This is a genomic window from Rhizobium sp. K33, from assembly GCF_056501445.1.
Genome location: NZ_CP096478.1, coordinates 248,565 through 268,264, shown reverse-complemented (window position 1 = coordinate 268,264; position 19,700 = coordinate 248,565). Strand labels below are relative to the sequence as shown.

Sequence of the window (19,700 nt, the reverse complement as noted above, 5' to 3'; positions counted from 1 at the left end):
TGCGGTCAGATGCCGCCGTGCATCATGCGGCGACATCCTCGGGAGAATAGCCGTTAGCTGCGGTTGCGCTTGCGCGCCAGCAGCTCTTCGGCAGCATTCGCCATGGCCTCAGGCGCCATGCCGAATTCATCGAGCAGGAACTCCGCCGATCCCGTCGGCGCAAAAATACCAGGGACCCCCAGGATCTTCATCGGCACCGGAGCTTCAGCAACAACGACTTCCGCAATCGCGGATCCAAGGCCACCGTAGACCGAATGTTCTTCGGCCGTCAGAATGGCGCCGGTTTCGCGAGCCGCCGAAACAATGCTGTCCACATCGATCGGGCGAACGGTCGCCATGTTGAGCACGCGTGCCTCGATGCCGCGGGAAGCGAGAATCGTGGCTGCCTTCATGGCACGATGGGTCAAGGTGCCGTTGGCAATCAATGTGACGGCGTCACCGTCGCGCAGGAGATTGGCCTTGCCAGGCTCGAAGACATGGCCCTGTGGAAGGAGATCCGGCACGCCGACGCGCGACAGACGCAGGAATACCGGGCCTTCATAGCGCGCCGCCCACTCGACCGCTGCCGCCGTCTCGATCGAGTCGCAGGGTGCGATGACTGGCAAGTTCGGCAGCACCCGCATCCAGGCAAAATCCTCGATGGAGTGGTGCGTCGGCCCAAGTTCGCCATAGGCCATGCCCGAGGAAATACCGACGAGCTTCACATTGGCATTCGAGTAGGCAATGTCGGCTTTAACCTGCTCTAGCGAGCGCCCAGTCAAGAAGCAGGAGGCTCCACAGACAAAGGGCAACAGGCCGCCATTGGCGAGGCCAGCACCGACGCCGACCATATTCTGCTCGGCAATGCCGACATTCACCAGCCGTTCGGGCCATTTCGACTTGAAGCCACCGAGCTTGGAGGAGCCAACGGAATCATTACAGACAGCAACGACCTTAGAGTTCTCAGCACCAAGACGCTCAAGCACTGAGACGAAGGCATCGCGGCAGTCATGCAGTTTTTCGGTCATGGTCACGGCGTTCATCATAGCACCTCCGAGAGCTCGGCGAGAGCGATTTTGTATTGTTCGGCGTTCGGCACCTTGTGGTGCCAATCAACGCGGTCCTGCATGAAGGAAATGCCGTGGCCCTTATTCGTGTGAGCGACAATGCAGTGTGGACGATCAGAGCGGTGCTGCAGCGCCGGCACGATTTCTGACATGGCGTTGCCGTTGATCTCCGTAACATCCCAGCCGAAAGCCTGAAGCTTGGAGCCAAAGGGCGCCATGTTATTGGTGTCGCTCAAGGCCGCACCCTGCTGAAAACGGTTGTGGTCGATGATCAGGGTCAAGTTGTCGAGACCGAACTGGGCGGCCGAGGAAATGGCTTCCCAGTTAGAGCCTTCCTGCATCTCGCCGTCACCAGTCAGGACGTAGGTGCGATAAGCAGCGCCGGTCAACTTGGCTGCCTTCGCCATACCCACTGCGACCGGCAGGCCATGGCCAAGGGGTCCGGTATTGGTTTCAACGCCAGGCACCTTGTTGCAATTGGGATGCCCATTGAGACGCGAATGTGGCTTGAGGAATGTTGAAATCTCCTCCTCGGGGAAGAAGCCACGCTTCGCAAGCGTCACGTAAAATGCCAGCGCGACATGCCCCTTGGACAGCACGAAACGATCGCGCTCAGGATGCCTTGGCTGATCCGGCCAGACCCTAAGGACCTGAAAATACAGCGCCGTAAGGATGTCGATTGCCGACATCTCGCCACCGATATGGCCAGCGCCCGCTTCGTAGACCGCCTGGAGATCGCGAAGGCGGATCTGCCTTGCGATGCGGTCAAGATCATTCGGCTGCATGGAAACCTCGTTGTGAATAAATATACTGTTGCTCATATAATTGCACCAGATGGTTTTCTGTCAAGCGGGATCAGGGAAATTAAATTTGCTCAACTGAGTCATTGGAGCAGTTGACAGCAGCCAAAGGCCTACGCTACGAATTTACACACAGCAATGAATAATTATACCGGCATGAAGTTGCTGGAGCAGAACGGGAGGCATGGATGTCGATATCAGCGACAGACCAAGAGCGCGGCGCTGGAGCGAGTGCCATGGCGGCACTGAGGGGTACGACCGGCCCATTGGTCGGTTTGATCCTGCTTTGCATCTTCCTTTCGTTTGCCACCGACAAATTCATGTCGGCACGCAACCTGCTGAACATCCTCGATCAGGTGACGGTGCTCGGCATCATGGCGGTCGGCATGACGATGGTCATCCTGATCGGCGGCATCGATCTGGCCGTTGGGTCGGTACTCGCACTGACGATGATGGTTATGGGTTACCTAGCCAACCAGGTTGGGCTTCCCCTGCCTGTCGGCATCCTTCTTGCCCTTGGCGTCGCCGCCGCCACAGGAGCGGTCTCTGGCATCTTGATCACTGCGCTCGGGGTGCCCGCCTTCATCGCCACGCTGGCGATGATGTCGGTGGCACGCGGATTGGCCAACATGATCACTGACGGTCAGCAGATCGTCGGCTTTCCCTCTTGGTTCAGCTTGCTCGCCTACACGCGGTACGGCGGATTCCTGACTTTAACTGTTGCGGTCATGCTGGTCGTCTTCGTGCTCGGCTGGCTCTATCTGCGCTACACGTCCGGCGGACGTTCACTCTACGCGATCGGTGGCAACCAGGAAGTCGCCCGCCTCGCCGGCATCAATGTCAACCTCTACACGATCGGCGTCTATGTCGTGTCCGGCCTGCTTGCTGGTCTGGCGGGCGTGGTTCTGGCCATGCGCCTGGACTCGGTCCAACCGACTGCCGGCGTTTCCTATGAGCTGGACACAATCGCGGCCGTCGTTATCGGCGGAACGAGCCTCAGCGGCGGCAAGGGCGGCATTCTTGGAACAATCATCGGCGTCTTGATCATCGGCGTGCTGCGCAATGGCTTGAACCTTCTCGGTGTCTCGCCCTTCACGCAGGCCGTCGTTATCGGCGTTGTCATCGCACTTGCTGTCGCAGCCGAAGCCATCAAGAGGAAGTGACGCTTCGGACAGACATCAGTTTGGCGGATAGCCCGCCAGTTCACCGCCAGGCGAAAGCCGGGCAAACCTTCGGTCCTGCGATGGTAGCGGGGTGCCGAAACAACGGAGGAGATCTACCATGAAACTCAAGACCATGCTTTTCGCTGCCGCAGCACTGGCGACAACGGCTCTCAACCCGCTCGGCGCTTCCGCCGAAGAGGTCAAGAAGATCGGGCTCGCCGTGTCCAACCTGCAGGCCGACTACTTCAACCAGATCAAGATTGGCGTCGAAGCCTATGCCAAGGAGAAGGGCATCGAGGTTATCACCGTCGATGCCAAGAATGACAGCGCGACGCAGGTCAGCCAGGTACAGGACCTGCTGACACAGGATATCGACGCCTTCATCTACATTCCCGCGGGTGCAGCCGCTGCAGCGGTCCCGACCCGTCTTGCCAAGGAAGCCGGCATCCCTGTCGTGAATGTCGACCGCAATGCTGACGGCGCCCCCGGCGACACCTTCATCGCCACCGACAACGCGACTTCGGCTTATGAAGTCTGCAAGCACATCATTGGTCTCGCTGGCGGCCAGGGCAAGATGATCATGATTCACGGCCAGAAGGGCACCACCCCTGAAGTCGAGCGCACAAAGGGCTGCATGAAGGCGATCGAGGAGAATTCGGGTGTCGAGCTGGTGGCTCAGCAGTGGAGCGAGCAGTGGTCACAGGCCGAAGGTCTCAACATTGGCCAGAACCTGCTGCAGGCCCATCCGGACGTCTCGCTGATCTTCGCACAGGCTGACGGTCTGGCTCTCGGTGCCGCACAAGCAGTCAAGGTCTCTGGCGTGTCGCAGCGCGTTTACGTGGGTGGCTTCGACGGTGACACTACGGCCCTGCCGATCCTTGCTGAAGGCGGCTTCGATGCCACCGCAACACAGCAGGTTCGCGGCATCGGCCGCCTCGCGGTCGACAGCGCCATCAAGCTTGCTGCAGGCGAAACTCTGCCGGCGGAACAACTCCTTCCGGGCTTCCTGACAACTCCGGAGAATGCCGCGAAGTTCGTCGCCGAGCACCCCTAATCACGACCGGAAGACAGCGCCATGACTGCCAATGACCTCCCTCCCATCCTCTCGCTCCGGCAGATCCGCAAGGTCTACGGATCACTTGAGGTCCTGCACGGCATCGATCTTGATGTGAGAGCGGGTGAAGTCGTGGCGCTGCTCGGTGAAAACGGCGCTGGGAAATCGACCCTCTCTAAGATCATTTCCGGCGCCGTTCAGCCTACAACCGGCTCCATGTCGTGGTTTGGCGCGCCTTATGCGCCAGCCACGCCTCGCGCTGCCATGGATGCGGGTGTCGGCATGATCCATCAGGAGCTGAAACTCCTGCCGCAACTATCGATCGCCGAAAATGTCTTCGTTGGCAGCTACCTGACCAAGGGCGGGCGCATCGACCGTCAGGCTATGGAAGAGCGTGCCCATGCGGGCCTTCAGAGGCTGGGTCTCGACGTATCGCCCCGGCGCCTTGTGGAGGGCCTGTCCACCGCCAAGCAGCAGTTGATCGAAATCGCCAAGGCGCTGACGCTGAACGCTCGCCTGCTCATTCTCGACGAACCCACAGCAGCACTCGGAGGCGAGGAAACACAACTCCTGTTCCGCCAGATCGAGCGCCTGAAGGCTGACGGCGTTGGCATCATCTATATCTCCCACAGACTTGAAGAAATTCGTCAGATTGCTGACCGCATCGTGGTCATGCGTGACGGAGCAAAGGTGGAGGAATTTGGCAGAGGTGACGTCCCAGTACGCACCATTGTAGAGGCCATGGTTGGCCGCTCGCTGGATCGCATGTTCCCCCCGGTGCCTGTTCCGTCCGACGACGTCATGCTCGAAGTGCGCGGCCTGTCCTCTCCATCGGGCACGTTCGGCAACATAAACTTTACGGTGAAGCGCGGCGAAGTCTTTGGGATTGCAGGTCTGGTGGGTGCGGGCCGGACCGAACTCGTTCGCGCGATCACGGGGGCGGACCCGATCGCGACCGGGGACGTGGTGCTCGACGGCGCGGTGATCACTCCGCGATCCCCCAGCGACGCGATCCGCAATGGTGTCGTCCTCGTTCCAGAAGACCGGAAGCTCCAGGGTCTCGTTCTCGAACACTCCATTACCGAAAACATCGGCTACGCCAATTTCGACGCGGTCTCTAAGTCCGGCTGGATAACCTCAAAGCGGCTGAGTCAATTCGCCAACGGCTACATCAAGAAGTTCGGCGTTAAGGGTCGCGGCGAGCAGAATGCAGGCGAGCTTTCGGGCGGCAACCAGCAGAAGGTGGTTCTTGCCAAGTGGCTGGCTAGAAATCCTAGGGTTGTTGTCCTTGATGAGCCGACGCGAGGCATTGACGTCGGCGCCCGCTCATCGATCTACGACACCATCATGGAACTCGCTCGCCAGGGCATCGCCGTCATCGTGGTCAGCTCGGATCTGGAAGAGGTTCTCGGAGTCTCTAATCGGATCATGGTAATGGCTCAGGGAAAACAAGCGGGCATTCTCGACCGCGCGGAAGCCAATGACGTGTCGGTGATGGAACTGGCCACGATCTGAACTGCAGGAGAAATACCATGTCGGACATGACTTTGAACGCCCCGAAACTCTTCGATCTCTTGGGCAATGTCGCATTTGTGACGGGGGCCGGCAGCGGCATCGGCCAGCGAATTGCGATCGGCCTCGCTCAATGCGGCGCAGATGTTGCGCTTCTCGATCGCCGCACCGATGACGGGCTGGCGACGACGGCGCGCCATGTCAAAGCCGCAGGCCGGCGTAGCATCGAAATCGCGGCGGACGTGACACAATCCGCCTCCTTGAACGAGGCCGTCTCCCGGACGGAGGCCGAACTCGGCCCGCTGACGCTTGCCGTCAATGCAGCAGGCATCGCCAATGCCAATCCGGCCGAAGAGATGGAAGAATCGCAGTTTCAGACCATGATGGATATCAACCTGAAGGGCGTCTTCCTGTCCTGCCAGGCGGAAGCCCGTGCCATGCTGAAGAACGGACGCGGATCGATCGTCAACATCGCGTCCATGTCGGGCGTCATCGTCAATCGCGGGCTCAACCAGTGCCACTACAATGCTTCCAAGGCCGGCGTCATCCACATGTCCAAGTCAATGGCGATGGAATGGGTGGGGCGCGGTATCCGGGTCAACACGATCAGCCCCGGCTACACGGCAACACCGATGAACACCCGCCCCGAGATGGTGCACCAGACGAAACTCTTCGAAGAACAGACGCCGATGCAGCGGATGGCCAGCGTTGACGAGATGGTTGGGCCCGCTGTTTTCCTGCTTTCGAGTGCTTCGAGCTTCGTCACCGGCGTCGATGTTCTGGTCGATGGCGGATTCTGCTGCTGGTAATCATCACCTCATACAAAGGCCTCCCAAGCCTGCACGGTGCCCTGCGCACCGTGCTTTTTCTGTTTCGCGACTTCGGCTGAGGCTGTTGCGACATCTGCCCCCGAATTTATTGCGAATGCTCAGTTTCCCCTTGAAAATCCGGTAGTTTCTCCCCTACCTTAACGATGTTCTCGGGGCGGGGTGTAATTCCCCACCGGCGGTATCCGGCTTTGCCGGGAGCCCGCGAGCGCTTTCACCTCGGTGAAAGGCAGCAGATCCGGTGCGATGCCGGAGCCGACGGTTAGAGTCCGGATGAAAGAGAGCATCGGCTATTGCGACTTCCCATGTCGGGGAGGCGTGCGTGCTGTGTTCGCCCAAGGGATGGAATGGCGACCGAAAGGTCGTGTTTTGGCCGCTCACGCGGTTACCCTTGAAAGGCACTGGAATGACACTTTCGAAAATTGAAGACGCATTGGAGACCCTCGCGCGCGGGGGAATGGTCGTCGTCGTTGATGACGAGGATCGGGAAAACGAAGGCGACATCATCGTCGCTTCCGACTATGTGACTCCGGAGACCATCGCTTTCATGATGAAGCATGCCCGCGGGCTTGTATGCGTCGCTATGGAAGGCGAAAGGCTGGATGCGCTCGACATCCCCCTGATGGTCCCGAACAACACCGAGTACCTCAAGACGGCCTTCACCGTGTCGGTGGACTATATCCACGGGACAACCACCGGGATCTCCGCGGCAGATCGAGCCGCGACAGTCCGGGCGCTGATAAATGACGCAACCAAGCCCGAAGACTTCGCGCGGCCAGGGCATATCTTCCCGCTGCGTGCCCATCCGGAAGGTGTGTTGGGTCGCGCAGGGCATACTGAAGCCGCGGTCGATCTCGCGCGGCTTATCGGGGCCAAACCGTCGGGCGTGATCTGTGAGGTCGCCAACGACGACGGCACCATGGCACGACTGCCGGATCTGATCGAGTTCTGCAAGCTGCACAGTCTCCCGCTGATTTCGATCGAGGACCTGATCCGTTACAGGGCGGTCAGTAGAGACGCATCTCAGCCCGCCGTTGCTGCTTAAAGGACGTCCCATCGGTTAGAAGAAGCATTTGCTCACTATGTCTGAGCTCGGAAAAGGACTAGCTCCTGGCCAGGACACCGCTTAGCAAACGACAACATGAGCCGCCAAAGCGATAAAAGTGCTTTGGCGGCTTCTCTCATTGGCGTTCCGATCCTTTGGCTAGCAACGCGATAAAGGTGCACGTTCCATCATCAGCGCCCAACGTTCAGGAATGCTCAACTCGTGCGACACGCAGAGACTTAATCGGAAGCTATCACTGCACCGCGATCAGGAGATGGCTTACATCCAGATCGGCGCTTCGATGCGGAAATAATTGCCGCTCTCCCGCCATGTTGACGTCGGCCCAAAGCCAGGGCACAAAGATGGCATCCACGGTCGCTCGCGACGGAAAAACAAAAGGAAATCAAAGGCGATTTTGTTAAGCCTCTGAAATCATGTGAGAATCCAGGTTCTCCAGGCGGGCCATTTTCGGTGCGTTTGTCATCGAAAATCAGCGACTATTTCTTACAGAAAAAAGCGACGCCTTCTCAACAACTTGAGCAATTCTGGCTGCTATTCGCCAGGGCATCCGTCGTGCTGAAACGGGTCTCGAAGAAAATTGGCTGGGGACCCGGTAGCAGGTTTTACTCCTGCTCCGCCATCCGATACCCTACACTTGGTTCCGTCCGCACGATCCGGGGCTGGGTCGGATCGCGTTCGATCTTCTGGCGGAGCTGGCCGATGAAGACGCGCAGATAATGCAGGTCGTCGCCGTGGGCGGGCCCCCAGACGGATGTCAGCAATGTGCGGTGCGTGACAACCCGACCGGCATGACGGGCGAGCAGCAGGAGCAGGTCGTATTCCTTCGGCGTCAAATGCACCATCTCACCACCGCGCGAGACGAGGCGTTTGACGGGATCGATCGTCAGGCCATCGATTTCCATGATGGTCGGGATGGCGTCTCTGCGACCTCGATGTCTCAGTGCTGTCCGGATGCGGGCGGTCAGTTCACCGATCCCGAATGGCTTCTCGATGTAATCGTCGGCGCCCAGATCGAGTGCCGCGATCTTCTCGCTCTCACGGTCTCTGGCCGAAAGAATGACGATAGGAATGTCCGACCAGCCGCGCAGGCTGGCGATGACTTCCTTGCCGTCCATGTCCGGCAGGCCAAGATCGAGGATGACGAGATCGGGCGCCTGGGTGGCGACAGCCTTCAACGCCTCCGCGCCTGTTCCGGCTTCGACCACTTCATAGCCGGCGGCCATCAGCGACGGTTTGAGGAAGCGCTGGATCTGCGGTTCGTCATCCACGACCAGGATACGGGACTGGTTCACTTGATCTGGCCCCTCTCTTCACTTCCGGGAAACCGCATGACGATGCGCGTGCCCCGCTTCTTGAGAGCCGGGCTTTCCGCATGGATCCGCCCACCCATCGCCTCGACGAAGCCGCGGGCAATGGAAAGGCCGAGCCCGGTGCCCGGTGCGCGACCGTCTGGCTTGCCCCTGCGATAGAATTTTTCGAAGATCCGGTCCAGATCCTCAGGCGGAATGCCCTTGCCGAGGTCGGTGACTGAAATCAGCACATCCTTGCCGTCTCGGCGGGCATAAACGTTGACCGGCTCTTCGCCACCGTATTTCACGGCATTGTCCAGGAGGTTGAACAGGACCTGGCCGATCAGAACACTGTCACCCCGGATCAGGGGCAGGTCAGAGGCAATACCCGTCTCGACGACACGTCCCGGCGCGTGTTTGCGGGTGCGCTCGACTGCCGACTGCACGACGTCGGCGACTTCCACCCAATCCTGCTTGGGCTTCAGCGTGCCAGCCTCGATGCGGGTCATGTCGAGCAGATTGGCCACGAAGCGGCTCATGCGGCCGCTCTCCTCCTCGATCGACTGCAGGAGATCGTCTCGGTTCTCAGGCGTCATGCGCTCGCCGAGCTGACGCAAACCGGTAACGGCGCCGGTGATTGTGGCCAGCGGAGTACGAAGGTCATGGGAAATGGAGGAGAGCAGCGCTTCCCGATACCGTTCGCCTTCCAGTCGCGCGGCCTGCTCGACCGTCTCGTCGGCCAGACGTGCCCGATCGAGCGCGATCGCCGTCTGGTCGAGAATGGCGGTCAGCGCGCGCTCAGCATTGAGGTCGAGCCGGTCGCCGGTGTGCTCGATGCCGCAGACACCTACAATGCCATGGGGTCCGAGCAGCGGGCGGAACTCGAAGCGGCTGTTCGGCAGCGTGCCCGTGCCATGGCCGGCCGGCTCGCGCTTGTCGTGTGTCCAGCGGGCTGCGGTCATGTCCGTCACGTCGAGTTCCGTATCAGGCGGCCAGGCGGCGGCCATGCCGAGATCGCCCTTGCGCGGGACAAGCAGCACGACCTTGCGCTTCAGGCTCGCCTGCAATTGCGAAACAGCAAGCCAGATCGCGTCGTCGCCCTTTCCCGTGCTCGCAAGTTTGCGGGAGAAATCATAGAGCGATTGCAGCGCCGTCGCACGGATCCGCGCGACCTCGGCCTGTTCGCGAATACGCGAGGCCAGACCGCCGGCAACGATGGCCACCGCAAAAAAGACGAAGAGCGCGAAGACCTCGTGCGGTGCGGCAATGGTGAAGGTGTGGCGGGGATCAATGAAAAAGAAGTTATAGGCCAGCGCCGACAGGACCGCCGCCAGGAATGCCGCTGCATAGCCGCCGATCACGGAGGCGCCCAGTACCGCGAGTAGAAAGAGCAAGGATATGTTCGGCAATTGAACAAAGACATCGATCGCCTTGCCCAATGCCGTCGTCAGGGCGACAAAACCGATAGCCGAGAGGGCCGATTGTCTGAGCGCCACGGCTCGTGGAAGGCTTATGGACGGGCGGGCGCGTTCGGCGGTCGCGCCGTCCTGCGTCACGATATGGATGCCAAGACCTGAGGCCCGGGAGGCCAAGGCATCGGGCAGCGATCGGGTGACGAGCTTCTGCCAGCGGCTCCGCTTGCGCGTGCCAATCACGATCTGGGTTGCGTGTTCCCGGCGGGCGAGCTTCAGGATCTCATCGACGAAGTCATTTCCGATGATACGCCGCGTTTCCGCGCCGAGCTGTTCGGCGAGGCGAAACAGCGTCTCGATCTTTTGCAGGCGCTCCGGCGTTTCGACTTCCCAATCGGCGCGCTCGATGGAGACGACCAGCCAGGGCGCGTTGAGACCGGAAGCCAAACGGCTCGCGACTCGCACAACCTTTTCCGACAGGGGATCGGAGCCGACGCAGACAATGAGGCGTTCGCCGGTGGCCCAGGGACCATCAATGGCGTTCTGCTTGAGATAGTCGACCATCTGATCGTCGACTCGGTCGGCGGTGCGGCGCAGTGCCAGTTCGCGCAGCGCCGTCAGATTGCCGAGGCGGAAGAAGCGGTCGACAGCGCGATTGGCGCTTTCGGGCAAATAGACCTTGCCGTCCTTGAGGCGCTCTATCAGTTCTGACGGCGCGAGATCGACGAGCAGAACCTCGTCGGCGCGTTTGAGCACGACATCCGGCACGCGTTCACGCACGGTCACGCCAGTGATCTGCGCGACGAGATCGGCCAGGCTTTCCAGGTGCTGGATGTTGAGCGCCGTCCAGACATCGATGCCGGCTGATATCAGCTCCTCGATATCCTGATGGCGCTTCGGATGGCGGCTGTCTTCGGGGTTGGAATGGGCGAGCTCGTCGACGATGACGATGCGCGGGCGCCGCTCCAGCGCTGCATCGAGATCGAATTCTTCAAGCATGCGGCCGCGATGGGCCACCCGCCGACGCGGTAGGATCTCGAGCCCATCGAGTAGTGCTGCGGTCTCGCCGCGACCGTGAGACTCGACCAGGCCAACGACCAGATCCACGCCGTCGGCCTGCAGGCGTTTGGCCCGCGACAGCATCGCATAGGTCTTGCCGACGCCGGGAGCAGCGCCCAGAAAAACGGTCAGCTTGCCCCGGCGGTCCTTATCCGCCAGGGCAAGCAGGGCATCGGGATCGGGACGTCTCTCGTCCTTGCGGTCGTCATCCGCCATCCAGGTCTCACATCCAGAGCAATTCCAGCAAAAGTGGGAACCGGTTTTGCGTTCGGAATTGCGTTAAAGCAAAGAGATAGAGCATTGCAGGCGATTCTGATTTCGCAGGAAATGCTCTAGAGGGCATCGAGTGCCAGGTTGAGCTCTAGCACATTGACCCTTGCTTGACCGATAACGCCGAAGTCGGGATTTTCGATCTGTTGCGCGACAAGTGCTGCGACGGCAGATGGATCGAGCCCCCTCGCCTGCGCAACGCGCGCCACCTGAGCTTCCGCAAAGGCCGGCGAGATATGCGGGTCGAGACCAGAGCCAGAGGTGGTGACGGCATCGGTGGGGACAGGCTGCGCGATGCCGGTTTCGGTCAACCGCGCGACATCGGCGGTGACACGATCCTTCAGCTTGACCGAGGTCGTACCGAGGTTGGAGCCGGACGAGGCCGCCGCGTTGTAGGGGTCTGGAGCCGTTGCGGAGGGGCGCGGCCAGAAGTAGCGCTCAGAGGCGAAATTCTGACCGATGAGCGCGGAGCCGATGATCTGGCCGTCGCGTTCGATGAGGCTGCCATTGGCGTTTGCGGGCATCACCGCCTGGGCGATGCCGTTGATTGCCAGCGGATAGGCCAGGCCCGTGAGCAGGGTCATGATGACGACGAGGGTGAGTGCGGGTCTGAGATGGTTGAGCATGATTACACCAGATGAAGAGCGCTGACGGCGATGTCGATGACCTTGATCCCGGCAAAGGGAAGGATCAGCCCGCCGATGCCATAGACGAGCAGGTTGCGGCGGAGCAGCGCTGCCGCGCCGGATGGGCGGTAGGCAACGCCCTTCAAGGCGAGCGGGATCAGCGCCACGATGATCAGCGCGTTGAAGATGACGGCAGACAGAATGGCCGACTGCGGTGACGTCAGCCCCATGATGTTGAGGGCTTCGAGCGCCGGATAGGTGGCCACGAACAAGGCCGGAATGATGGCGAAGTATTTGGCCACGTCGTTGGCGATCGAAAACGTCGTCAGCGAGCCTCGCGTCATCAGCAGCTGCTTGCCGATCTCGACGATCTCGATGAGCTTGGTCGGGCTTGAATCGAGGTCGACCATGTTGGCGGCCTCGCGAGCGGCCTGGGTGCCGGTCTGCATGGCGACGCCGACATCGGCCTGGGCAAGGGCCGGCGCATCATTGGTGCCGTCGCCGCACATGGCAATCAGCCGGCCGCCCTGCTGCTCCCGGCGGATATAGGCGAGCTTGTCTTCCGGGGTTGCCTGGGCGAGGAAATCGTCAACGCCGGCCTCGGAAGCGATGGCGGCTGCGGTCACCGGATTGTCGCCGGTGACCATGACCGTGCGGATGCCCATGGCGCGCAGTGCCGCGAAGCGCTCCTTGATGCCGGGTTTGACGACGTCCTTCAAATGGATGACGCCGAGCAGGCGGTCTCCATCGGCAACGCCGAGCGGCGTGCCGCCGGTGCGGGCGACCTGATCGACGGCGCGGCGGAATTCGGCCGGGGCATCCTGATCGGTGAGACCGGCGAACTTCAGCACTGCGTCGACTGCCCCCTTGCGCAGGCGACGCTGACCGATGTCGACACCCGAGAGGCGCGTTTCGGCGGTGAAGCCGATGACGGCATCGAACTCGGCTTTCGGCATCGGCACGCCGAATTCCCCTGTCGCCAGCGCCACGACCGAGCGCCCTTCCGGCGTTTCGTCCGACAACGAGGCAATGAGGGCGGCTTCCGCGAGTTCTGCCGGGGTAACGCCGGGAGCAGCCAGGAAGTCGCTCGCCATGCGGTTGCCGAAGGTAATCGTGCCCGTCTTGTCGAGAAGCAGCGTGTCGACGTCGCCGGCGGCTTCGACCGCGCGGCCGGAGGTAGCGATGACGTTGAAGCGGACAAGGCGGTCCATGCCGGCGATGCCGATGGCAGACAACAGACCGCCGATCGTGGTCGGGATCAGGGTCACGAGCAGGGCCGCCAGGACCGTGACCGAGAGCACCGTGCCTGAATAGCCGGCAAGGCCCCAGATCGCGACGCAGACGAACAGGAAAATCAAGGTCAGGCCCGAAAGCAGGATCGACAGTGCGATCTCGTTCGGCGTCTTCTGGCGCTGGGCGCCTTCGATGAGCGCGATCATGCGATCGACAAAGGAGGAGCCGGGCTGGACGGTGATCCTGATCTTAATCTCGTCGGAGAGCACTTGCGTGCCGCCCGTGACGGCCGAACGGTCGCCGCCGGATTCGCGGATGACGGGGGCGGATTCACCGGTGATGGCGCTTTCGTTGACCGAGGCGACACCTTCGATCACCTCGCCGTCGCCGGGGATGAGCTCGCCGGCCGCGACCAGCACGATGTCGCCGACCTTGAGGTTTGAGGCCGGGATGGTTTCGATCTCACCGCCTGCGCCGAGCCGGCGGGCGACAAGCTCGGACTTGGTCTTCTTCAGGCTGTCGGCCTGAGCGCGACCCCGGCCCTCGGCCACGGCTTCGGCGAAGGTGGCAAAGAGCACGGTGAACCAGAGCCAAGCGGCGATCTGGCCGGAGAAGCCCGCGCCGCCAGACTGGCTGACGAGATCGCGGACGAAGAGGATCGTGACGACAACGGCAACGATCTCGGTCACGAAGATGACCGGGTTGCGGAGGAGCTTTCGCGGATCGAGCTTGACGACGGCATCGCGCATCGCCGGAAACAGGATCGCTGGGTCGAGAAGACCGGAGGCTTTTTGGTCTTTTGACATGATGGGTCCTTTAGAAGGTCTGGCCGGCGAGCATGGCGAAGTGTTCGACGATCGGGCCGAGCACCAGCGCGGGCAGGAATTGCAGGCCGCCGAAAATGAGGATGATGCCGATCAGCAGGCCAACGAAGAGCGGGCCGTCAGTCGGGAAGGTGCCGGCGGAGGCAGGTGATTTCACCTTGGCGGCGAGCGATCCGGCGATTGCCATCACCGGCACGATATAGGCGAAGCGGCCGAGCAGCATCGCGATCCCGAGCGTGGTGTTGTACCAGGGCGTATTGCCGGTGAGGCCGCCAAAGGCCGAGCCGTTGTTGCCGGCTGCCGAGGTGTAGGCATAGAGGATTTCCGACAGTCCGTGAGGGCCAGCGGTCCCGACGCTTGCCACAGCAAAGGGGAGCATGGCGGAGACCGAGGTGAAGCCGAGGATCACCAGCGGCAGGATGAGGACGGCGAGCATGGCGAACTTCATCTCGCGACCCTCGATCTTCTTGCCGAGGAATTCCGGCGTGCGGCCGACCATCAGGCCGGCGACGAAGACAGACAGGATTGCAAAGACCAGCATGCCGTAGAGACCGGAGCCCACGCCGCCCGGCAGCACTTCACCGAGCTGCATCAGGAACATCGGCACGAGACCACCGAGGCCGGTGAGCGAGCCGTGCATGCCGTTGACGCCACCATCCGAGAGGCCCGTCGTGACAGCCGCATAGAGCGCGGTCATCGCCTGGCCGAAGCGGACTTCCTTGCCTTCCATGTTGCCGAGCCCCGGATCGACGCCAATGGCGGTCAGGATGGTGTTGCCCTGGGCTTCGGCCCAATAGGTCACGGCCACGCCTGCGATGAGCAGGACCGCCATGGCCGAGATCAGCGCCCAGCCCTGCCGGCGGTTTCCGACCATCTGGCCGAAGGTGTAGACGAGCGACGCCGAGATCGAGAGCATGGCGAAGATGTTGAGGTAGTTCGACCAAGCCGTCGGGTTTTCGAAAGGATGGGCGGCGTTGACGTTGAAGAAGCCGCCGCCATTGGTGCCGAGCTGCTTGATCGCTTCCTGCGATGCGACGGGGCCAAGCGAAATAACCTGATTGGCGCCTTCGAGCGTCGTGGCCGTCACGGAACCCTGGAGCGTCTGCGGCAGACCGAGTGCGACGAAGGCAAGCGCGACGACGACCGCCATCGGCAAGAGCACGTAGAGGGTTGCCCTGGTCATATCGACCCAGAAATTGCCGAGCGTCGAAACCTTCGAGCGGGCAAGAGCGCGGGTGACGGCGACGGCAATCGCCATGCCGGTGGCCGCGGACAGGAAATTCTGCACCGTCAGCCCCGCCATCTGGCTGAAATGGCTGAGCGTGGTCTCGCCGCCATAGTTCTGCCAGTTGGTGTTCGTGACGAAGGAGACGGCCGTGTTGAAGGCGAGATCCGACGGCATCCCGGCAAAGCCCTGCGGATTGAGCGGCAGATAGGCCTGCAGCCGCAGCATGGCATAGAGCGCCAGGAAGCCGGCGAGCGAAAAGGCAAGCATGGCAAGCGTGTAGCCGAGCCAGCTCTGCTCCTTTTCAGGGGTGACGCCGCTCACGCGGTAAAGGTCATGCTCGACGCGGCCGAGAATGGGCGAAAGCAAGGTCCGCTCACCGGAAAACACCCGGGCCATGTAGAGACCGAGTGGCTTGATGGCGATGAGAACGGCAAGGAAGAGAAGGCTGATCTGCAGCCATCCGACTGATGTCATGGAACTGCTCCAGATCAGAAACGCTCGGGACGCAGAAGCGTCACGACGAGATAGGCGCCGAGGGCCAGCGCGACGAAAAGGCCGAAGAGAGGTTCAAGCATTTGCAACCCTCTCTCAAAGCCGGTCGAGCGCGCGGGCGTAAACTGCCAGCACGAGAAGCGTGCTGGCGCCGAGCGCGATGAAGATGAAGTCGGACATATCCCGTGTCTCCTGTTGGTACACGGACAGGATTAAGGGCACCCCGCGTCAGGCTTCGATTGGGAAGAGCGGCGGGCGGAATAAAGAAAAGATAAGGATGCCCGTCAGGGGCTGGCGGAAGCGCAGAGATTCCGCTCCGGACCGTAATTCCCTGTTGATCCTGGCTCCCTCTTCCCAAGCCACTATCGGCCCCCGCAGCGCCGTTCAGGTTCCTGTCAGCTTTCCGGGTCAGTGCATCGGATCTCTTTGAGCACGCCGGAATTTCCCATCTGTTCTCCGCAGCCGGCTATTCGGCCGGCGGCCTGACACGACTGACGAGACGGCCCATGGCCGCATCACGGTCACCAACGCCGTCCCGGTCCCGCTCGATCCCGATGTGAATGTCTACCGAACCCGTTTCAAACGCGGCCAGACCAGCAAACCGGGTTCCGGCCTCGGCCTTGCCATCGTCGACAGGCTCATGGCGCAGATGAACGGCGCGATGAATCTTCGGAGCGTCATACTCGAAGACGGGGGCAACGGCTTCGAGTGTGAGCTTTCGTTTCCGCAGATGAGGTAAAGCGCGACGGCTTCTTTGCCGGAGGGCGATCCCTTACCCTGACGTCTCAGAACTCCGCAGATGCACCGACCCAAAGGGTGCGGCCGATGACCCAGGGATTGTCGTTGGAAGCCGTGGCGTTTCCGAGTTCGTTGAAGAGATTGACCACCTTGAAGTTCAAGGTCATGCCGTGATCGTCGATCGATGCGAACTTGTAGGAACCGGTCAGATCCACCGTCAGCACACCATCGAAGGCCTTGTCTTCCCATATTTCGTGGTCGACGCCGTCGACTTCTATCGTGTCTCCGGAGTCGGACACGCCGTCATAGGCAAAATTGTAGTTGGCCGCGATCCCGAGCCTCAGCTTTTCCTCGAAGAAGCTGCCGGACAATCCGATCTGCGCCCGCAACGGAATATCCATATTGCCCGTCACGACGTTGAAGCCGGCCTTGGAATAGGAAGCGCCCTTATAATAGATCCGCTCCTCAAGCTCATCCTCGTCATAGAAGTAGCTGTTGGCGGAGACATTGCGGTCGGCCCAAGTTAGCGATGCCGAAAGCCCGGCCGCATCCATCTGAGGCACCCAATGCGCGGGCAGCTCCTTGAAGAACTCGCCAGTGACCGACTGGTAATTGCCGGAGGCGGCATTGGTCAGCGCACGGGTATTGGATGCGATCAACTCAGACGCATATTGCTCCTTGCTTTCACGGCGCAGATAACGCAACCGCCAGTCCGCATCAAGCCAAGGGTCAGTCCACTGGATCGCAGCCGTGAATTCGTCAGCATAAGGCGTGTTGAGATCGGAAACGGAATTTGAATAGACGCCCGTCGTCCCGAACGGTGTCCAATCGTCACCCACAACCCCGCCGGTATCCGTGCGGCGATAGTTCTGTGTACGCGGTTGCTGATCGCGGACGGCATAGGCCAGATTGGCGCCACTGTAATAGCGGTTGTACCCGCCCGAGATATCCAGATCTTCGGTTGGCGAGATCGTGCCCACAAGGCGGGGGGCAAGGTTCATATTCTGCTGGTAATCATCATAATCCAGTCTTACCCCTCCCCGGAGGGTCAGCCAGCCAAAGGTCTGATCGACTTCCAGATAGCTGTTGAACGAGGCCACACTGGCCTCGATGTCGAAGGCGGGATTGATCGCCTTGAGGTTGGCATATTGCTCGGCGCTACAGACTTCTGACGAGGCGCATGTGAAGCCGCTGATGCCGAGGGCTCGCCGATCATAGATCGTCGTTGCGGTCGTATAGTAGACGTAGTCCTGCTCCCGCCAGCGATGCGCGACAATTTGATCATAGCCGTAGCCGAGAAGAAAACTGCCTGCGAGGACATCGCCCGTGATTTCCTGGGAGAAGGAATTCTGTTTCTGCCCCTGGCCTCTTTCGTTCTCGTCCGTGTTGCTGATGCGGCAGAACTGAGCGTTCGTCCTCGTCGGTTCGACCTGGCAGTAATCGGCAAGCTCTGTCGACGTCCAGCGTATGCTACCACCGGAATACTCCGTCAGCTGATAGGATCGAACCTCGCTTCCGCCCAGAATGTTGAGCGTATCGGACGACGAATGGACCGCCTTCGTTACAAGCTTCACGTTGCTGAATGACAATCCACCGAGTTCGAACTCGTCGAAATCATAGGCGTGCTCCAGCTTCAACGCATTTGTCCGGGTGTCGCTGTCAAAGCCGTAATTGTACCAGTTGTCGGACTGGAAACTCTGCGAGTAGTCCGTTTTCACCGCCTCGATCTTGAAATCACCGAGATCGGTTTCGGCGTTGACCTGCAGTCGGTAGAAGTCGTTGCGGCTGTCTTCATCCACTACGTTTGAATAGTAATTGTAGGCCTGCTCCTTCGACGTCGCGGCCGTTGATCGGCTGAACTGGCCTATTACGGCGATTTTGTCCGTGACAGGCCCCGTGGCCGAGATACTGGCTTTGCGCTTGACGAATTCCGGAGCAGCTTTGTCCAACGGGTTTGATCCGTCCTCCGTGCCAAGCTCATATCTGACCATAGCATCGGACTGATACTCGACCTCCGCCGTATAGCGCCAACGATCCGTGGCCGGATCGGAAAGCTCGTATGAGACGACACCGCCGAGGAAGTTTCCGTATTTTGCCGATGCATTGCTGTCTATGACAGTGGCGCTCTCGACGAAGCTCGACGGGACATAGACGGTTTGGGAATGCAGGCCGAATATGCGATCGATGTTGGGTGTGTCGGTACTGCTCTCCAGCTCCTGTCCGATAATCTCCTCGGTGCCCGTCACCGTGTTGATGGCAATGCCATCGAGGATGAAATTGTTCTCGTAAGTGCGGCCGCCCGAGATCGAGAGTTCGAGCGGCTTCAGGTTGATCGCATCCTGCCCATCAACGCCGGCATCGTCGCTGGTATCGTCCTGGTATTGAACATTCGGCAGGCCCCGCAGGAAGCTGTTGGCGTCGCCGCTGCCGTCGGTGCGGATCCCCACTTGCGTCGCATCGAGCACCGTCGTGCCGGTATCTCCGGCACTCTCTGTCCCGAGCTTTACACCGCCTCCCGACGAGGACACCGTGATTTCCTCGAGCAAGGTCGTGCCGGCGGCCGCCGACTCTTCAATGATCTCGGCACCAACCAGGGAAGCAGTGCGGGCGCCTGTCACACGGATTTCGATGTCGGCACCAGCCACGAGCGTGCGAAGTGCGGAAAGGGGATCTGTTTCGCCTGCAACGGCACCAGAGGTCCGGCCTGCAACCAGGGCAGCGGCATAGCCCACCTGCCAACCTGTCTGGCGAGTGAATGCCCGGAGCGCCGAATCAAGCGGCTGCGCGGGGATCGATATGGCACGAGGGGCAGTCGCTGCGGGACTTGACCCTATGTCCTGCGCGTAAGCCGTAAACACACTGGCCGAAGCCGAAACCAGTGCTGTGGACACCATGAACATGGCAAGCCTGCGCCTGCCGGAAGATACTCTACGCTCTACCATCGTCATCCCGGGCCGGAAGCCCTTGTCACCCTGTTGTCACCCCACCCCTGCGCATCATGCGCGAGGGCTCTGATGGGGATGACGCATCAGCCCGGCCGGCCTCACAAAAAAACTTGAGG

General features: G+C 60.9%; 15 protein-coding genes and 1 riboswitch. Of the genes, 6 read left to right on the top strand and 9 right to left on the bottom strand.

The window, feature by feature from the left end:
• Window positions 1-53 precede the first annotated feature (53 nt).
• Complete coding sequence (locus M1E12_RS01225; RefSeq protein ID WP_479564792.1) at window positions 54-1,022, bottom strand: transketolase family protein; 969 nt, start codon at window positions 1,020-1,022, stop codon at window positions 54-56.
• Window positions 1,022-1,831, bottom strand: coding sequence for a transketolase (locus tag M1E12_RS01220; protein ID WP_310241077.1), 810 nt, complete (start codon window positions 1,829-1,831; stop codon window positions 1,022-1,024). The genes M1E12_RS01225 and M1E12_RS01220 overlap by 1 nt, the downstream gene beginning before the upstream one ends.
• A gap of 203 nt (window positions 1,832-2,034) precedes the next feature.
• Here M1E12_RS01220 and M1E12_RS01215 point away from each other — a divergent pair, with 203 nt between their 5' ends.
• The 5 genes from M1E12_RS01215 (at window position 2,035) to ribB (ending at window position 7,447) form a co-directional block, all read left to right on the top strand.
• Window positions 2,035-3,009: an ABC transporter permease gene (locus M1E12_RS01215; RefSeq protein WP_310240542.1), complete on the top strand. Its 975-nt coding sequence runs from the start codon at window positions 2,035-2,037 to the stop codon at window positions 3,007-3,009.
• Window positions 3,010-3,127: 118 nt separating this feature from the next.
• Window positions 3,128-4,063, top strand: a complete 936-nt coding sequence (locus tag M1E12_RS01210; RefSeq protein ID WP_310240540.1) for a substrate-binding domain-containing protein — start codon at window positions 3,128-3,130, stop codon at window positions 4,061-4,063.
• A 21-nt stretch (window positions 4,064-4,084) separates the two neighbouring features.
• A complete protein-coding gene (locus M1E12_RS01205; RefSeq protein WP_479563446.1) occupies window positions 4,085-5,578 on the top strand; it encodes a sugar ABC transporter ATP-binding protein in 1,494 nt (497 codons plus the stop codon).
• Between the two features lie 17 nt (window positions 5,579-5,595).
• Window positions 5,596-6,384 carry an SDR family oxidoreductase gene (locus tag M1E12_RS01200; protein ID WP_479563445.1) on the top strand — a complete coding sequence of 263 codons (789 nt, stop codon included), beginning with the start codon at window positions 5,596-5,598 and terminating at the stop codon, window positions 6,382-6,384.
• A 162-nt stretch (window positions 6,385-6,546) separates the two neighbouring features.
• Window positions 6,547-6,691: riboswitch (FMN riboswitch) on the top strand.
• Window positions 6,692-6,808: 117 nt separating this feature from the next.
• A complete protein-coding gene (gene ribB, locus M1E12_RS01195; protein WP_479563444.1) occupies window positions 6,809-7,447 on the top strand; it encodes a 3,4-dihydroxy-2-butanone-4-phosphate synthase in 639 nt (212 codons plus the stop codon).
• Window positions 7,448-8,070: 623 nt separating this feature from the next.
• On the opposite strand, the gene M1E12_RS01190 is transcribed toward ribB, so the two are convergent.
• The 6 genes from M1E12_RS01190 to kdpF all read right to left on the bottom strand — a co-directional run bounded on the left by M1E12_RS01190 (window position 8,071) and on the right by kdpF (window position 15,984).
• On the bottom strand, window positions 8,071-8,760 hold the full coding sequence (locus M1E12_RS01190; protein WP_479563443.1) for a response regulator: 690 nt from the start codon (window positions 8,758-8,760) through the stop codon (window positions 8,071-8,073).
• Window positions 8,757-11,444 carry a DUF4118 domain-containing protein gene (locus M1E12_RS01185; RefSeq protein ID WP_479563442.1) on the bottom strand — a complete coding sequence of 896 codons (2,688 nt, stop codon included), beginning with the start codon at window positions 11,442-11,444 and terminating at the stop codon, window positions 8,757-8,759. Before M1E12_RS01185 ends, M1E12_RS01190 begins: the two co-directional genes overlap by 4 nt.
• Window positions 11,445-11,560: 116 nt before the next feature.
• A complete protein-coding gene (gene kdpC, locus M1E12_RS01180; protein WP_479563441.1) occupies window positions 11,561-12,124 on the bottom strand; it encodes a potassium-transporting ATPase subunit KdpC in 564 nt (187 codons plus the stop codon).
• A 2-nt stretch (window positions 12,125-12,126) separates the two neighbouring features.
• Window positions 12,127-14,163 carry a potassium-transporting ATPase subunit KdpB gene (kdpB, locus tag M1E12_RS01175; protein WP_479563440.1) on the bottom strand — a complete coding sequence of 679 codons (2,037 nt, stop codon included), beginning with the start codon at window positions 14,161-14,163 and terminating at the stop codon, window positions 12,127-12,129.
• Window positions 14,164-14,173: 10 nt separating this feature from the next.
• A complete protein-coding gene (gene kdpA / locus M1E12_RS01170) occupies window positions 14,174-15,883 on the bottom strand; it encodes a potassium-transporting ATPase subunit KdpA (RefSeq protein WP_479563439.1) in 1,710 nt (569 codons plus the stop codon).
• A gap of 14 nt (window positions 15,884-15,897) precedes the next feature.
• Entirely contained in the window at window positions 15,898-15,984 is an 87-nt protein-coding gene (gene kdpF, locus M1E12_RS01165; protein WP_063832233.1) for a K(+)-transporting ATPase subunit F, read from the bottom strand.
• Window positions 15,985-16,415: 431 nt separating this feature from the next.
• Here kdpF and M1E12_RS01160 point away from each other — a divergent pair, with 431 nt between their 5' ends.
• Window positions 16,416-16,640 (top strand): hypothetical protein, encoded by a 225-nt coding sequence (locus M1E12_RS01160; protein ID WP_479564791.1) that lies wholly within the window; start codon window positions 16,416-16,418, stop codon window positions 16,638-16,640.
• 46 nt (window positions 16,641-16,686) lie between these two features.
• Here M1E12_RS01160 and M1E12_RS01155 read toward each other — a convergent pair whose 3' ends face one another.
• Window positions 16,687-19,371 carry a hypothetical protein gene (locus M1E12_RS01155; RefSeq protein WP_479563438.1) on the bottom strand — a complete coding sequence of 895 codons (2,685 nt, stop codon included), beginning with the start codon at window positions 19,369-19,371 and terminating at the stop codon, window positions 16,687-16,689.
• Window positions 19,372-19,700: the final 329 nt, after the last annotated feature.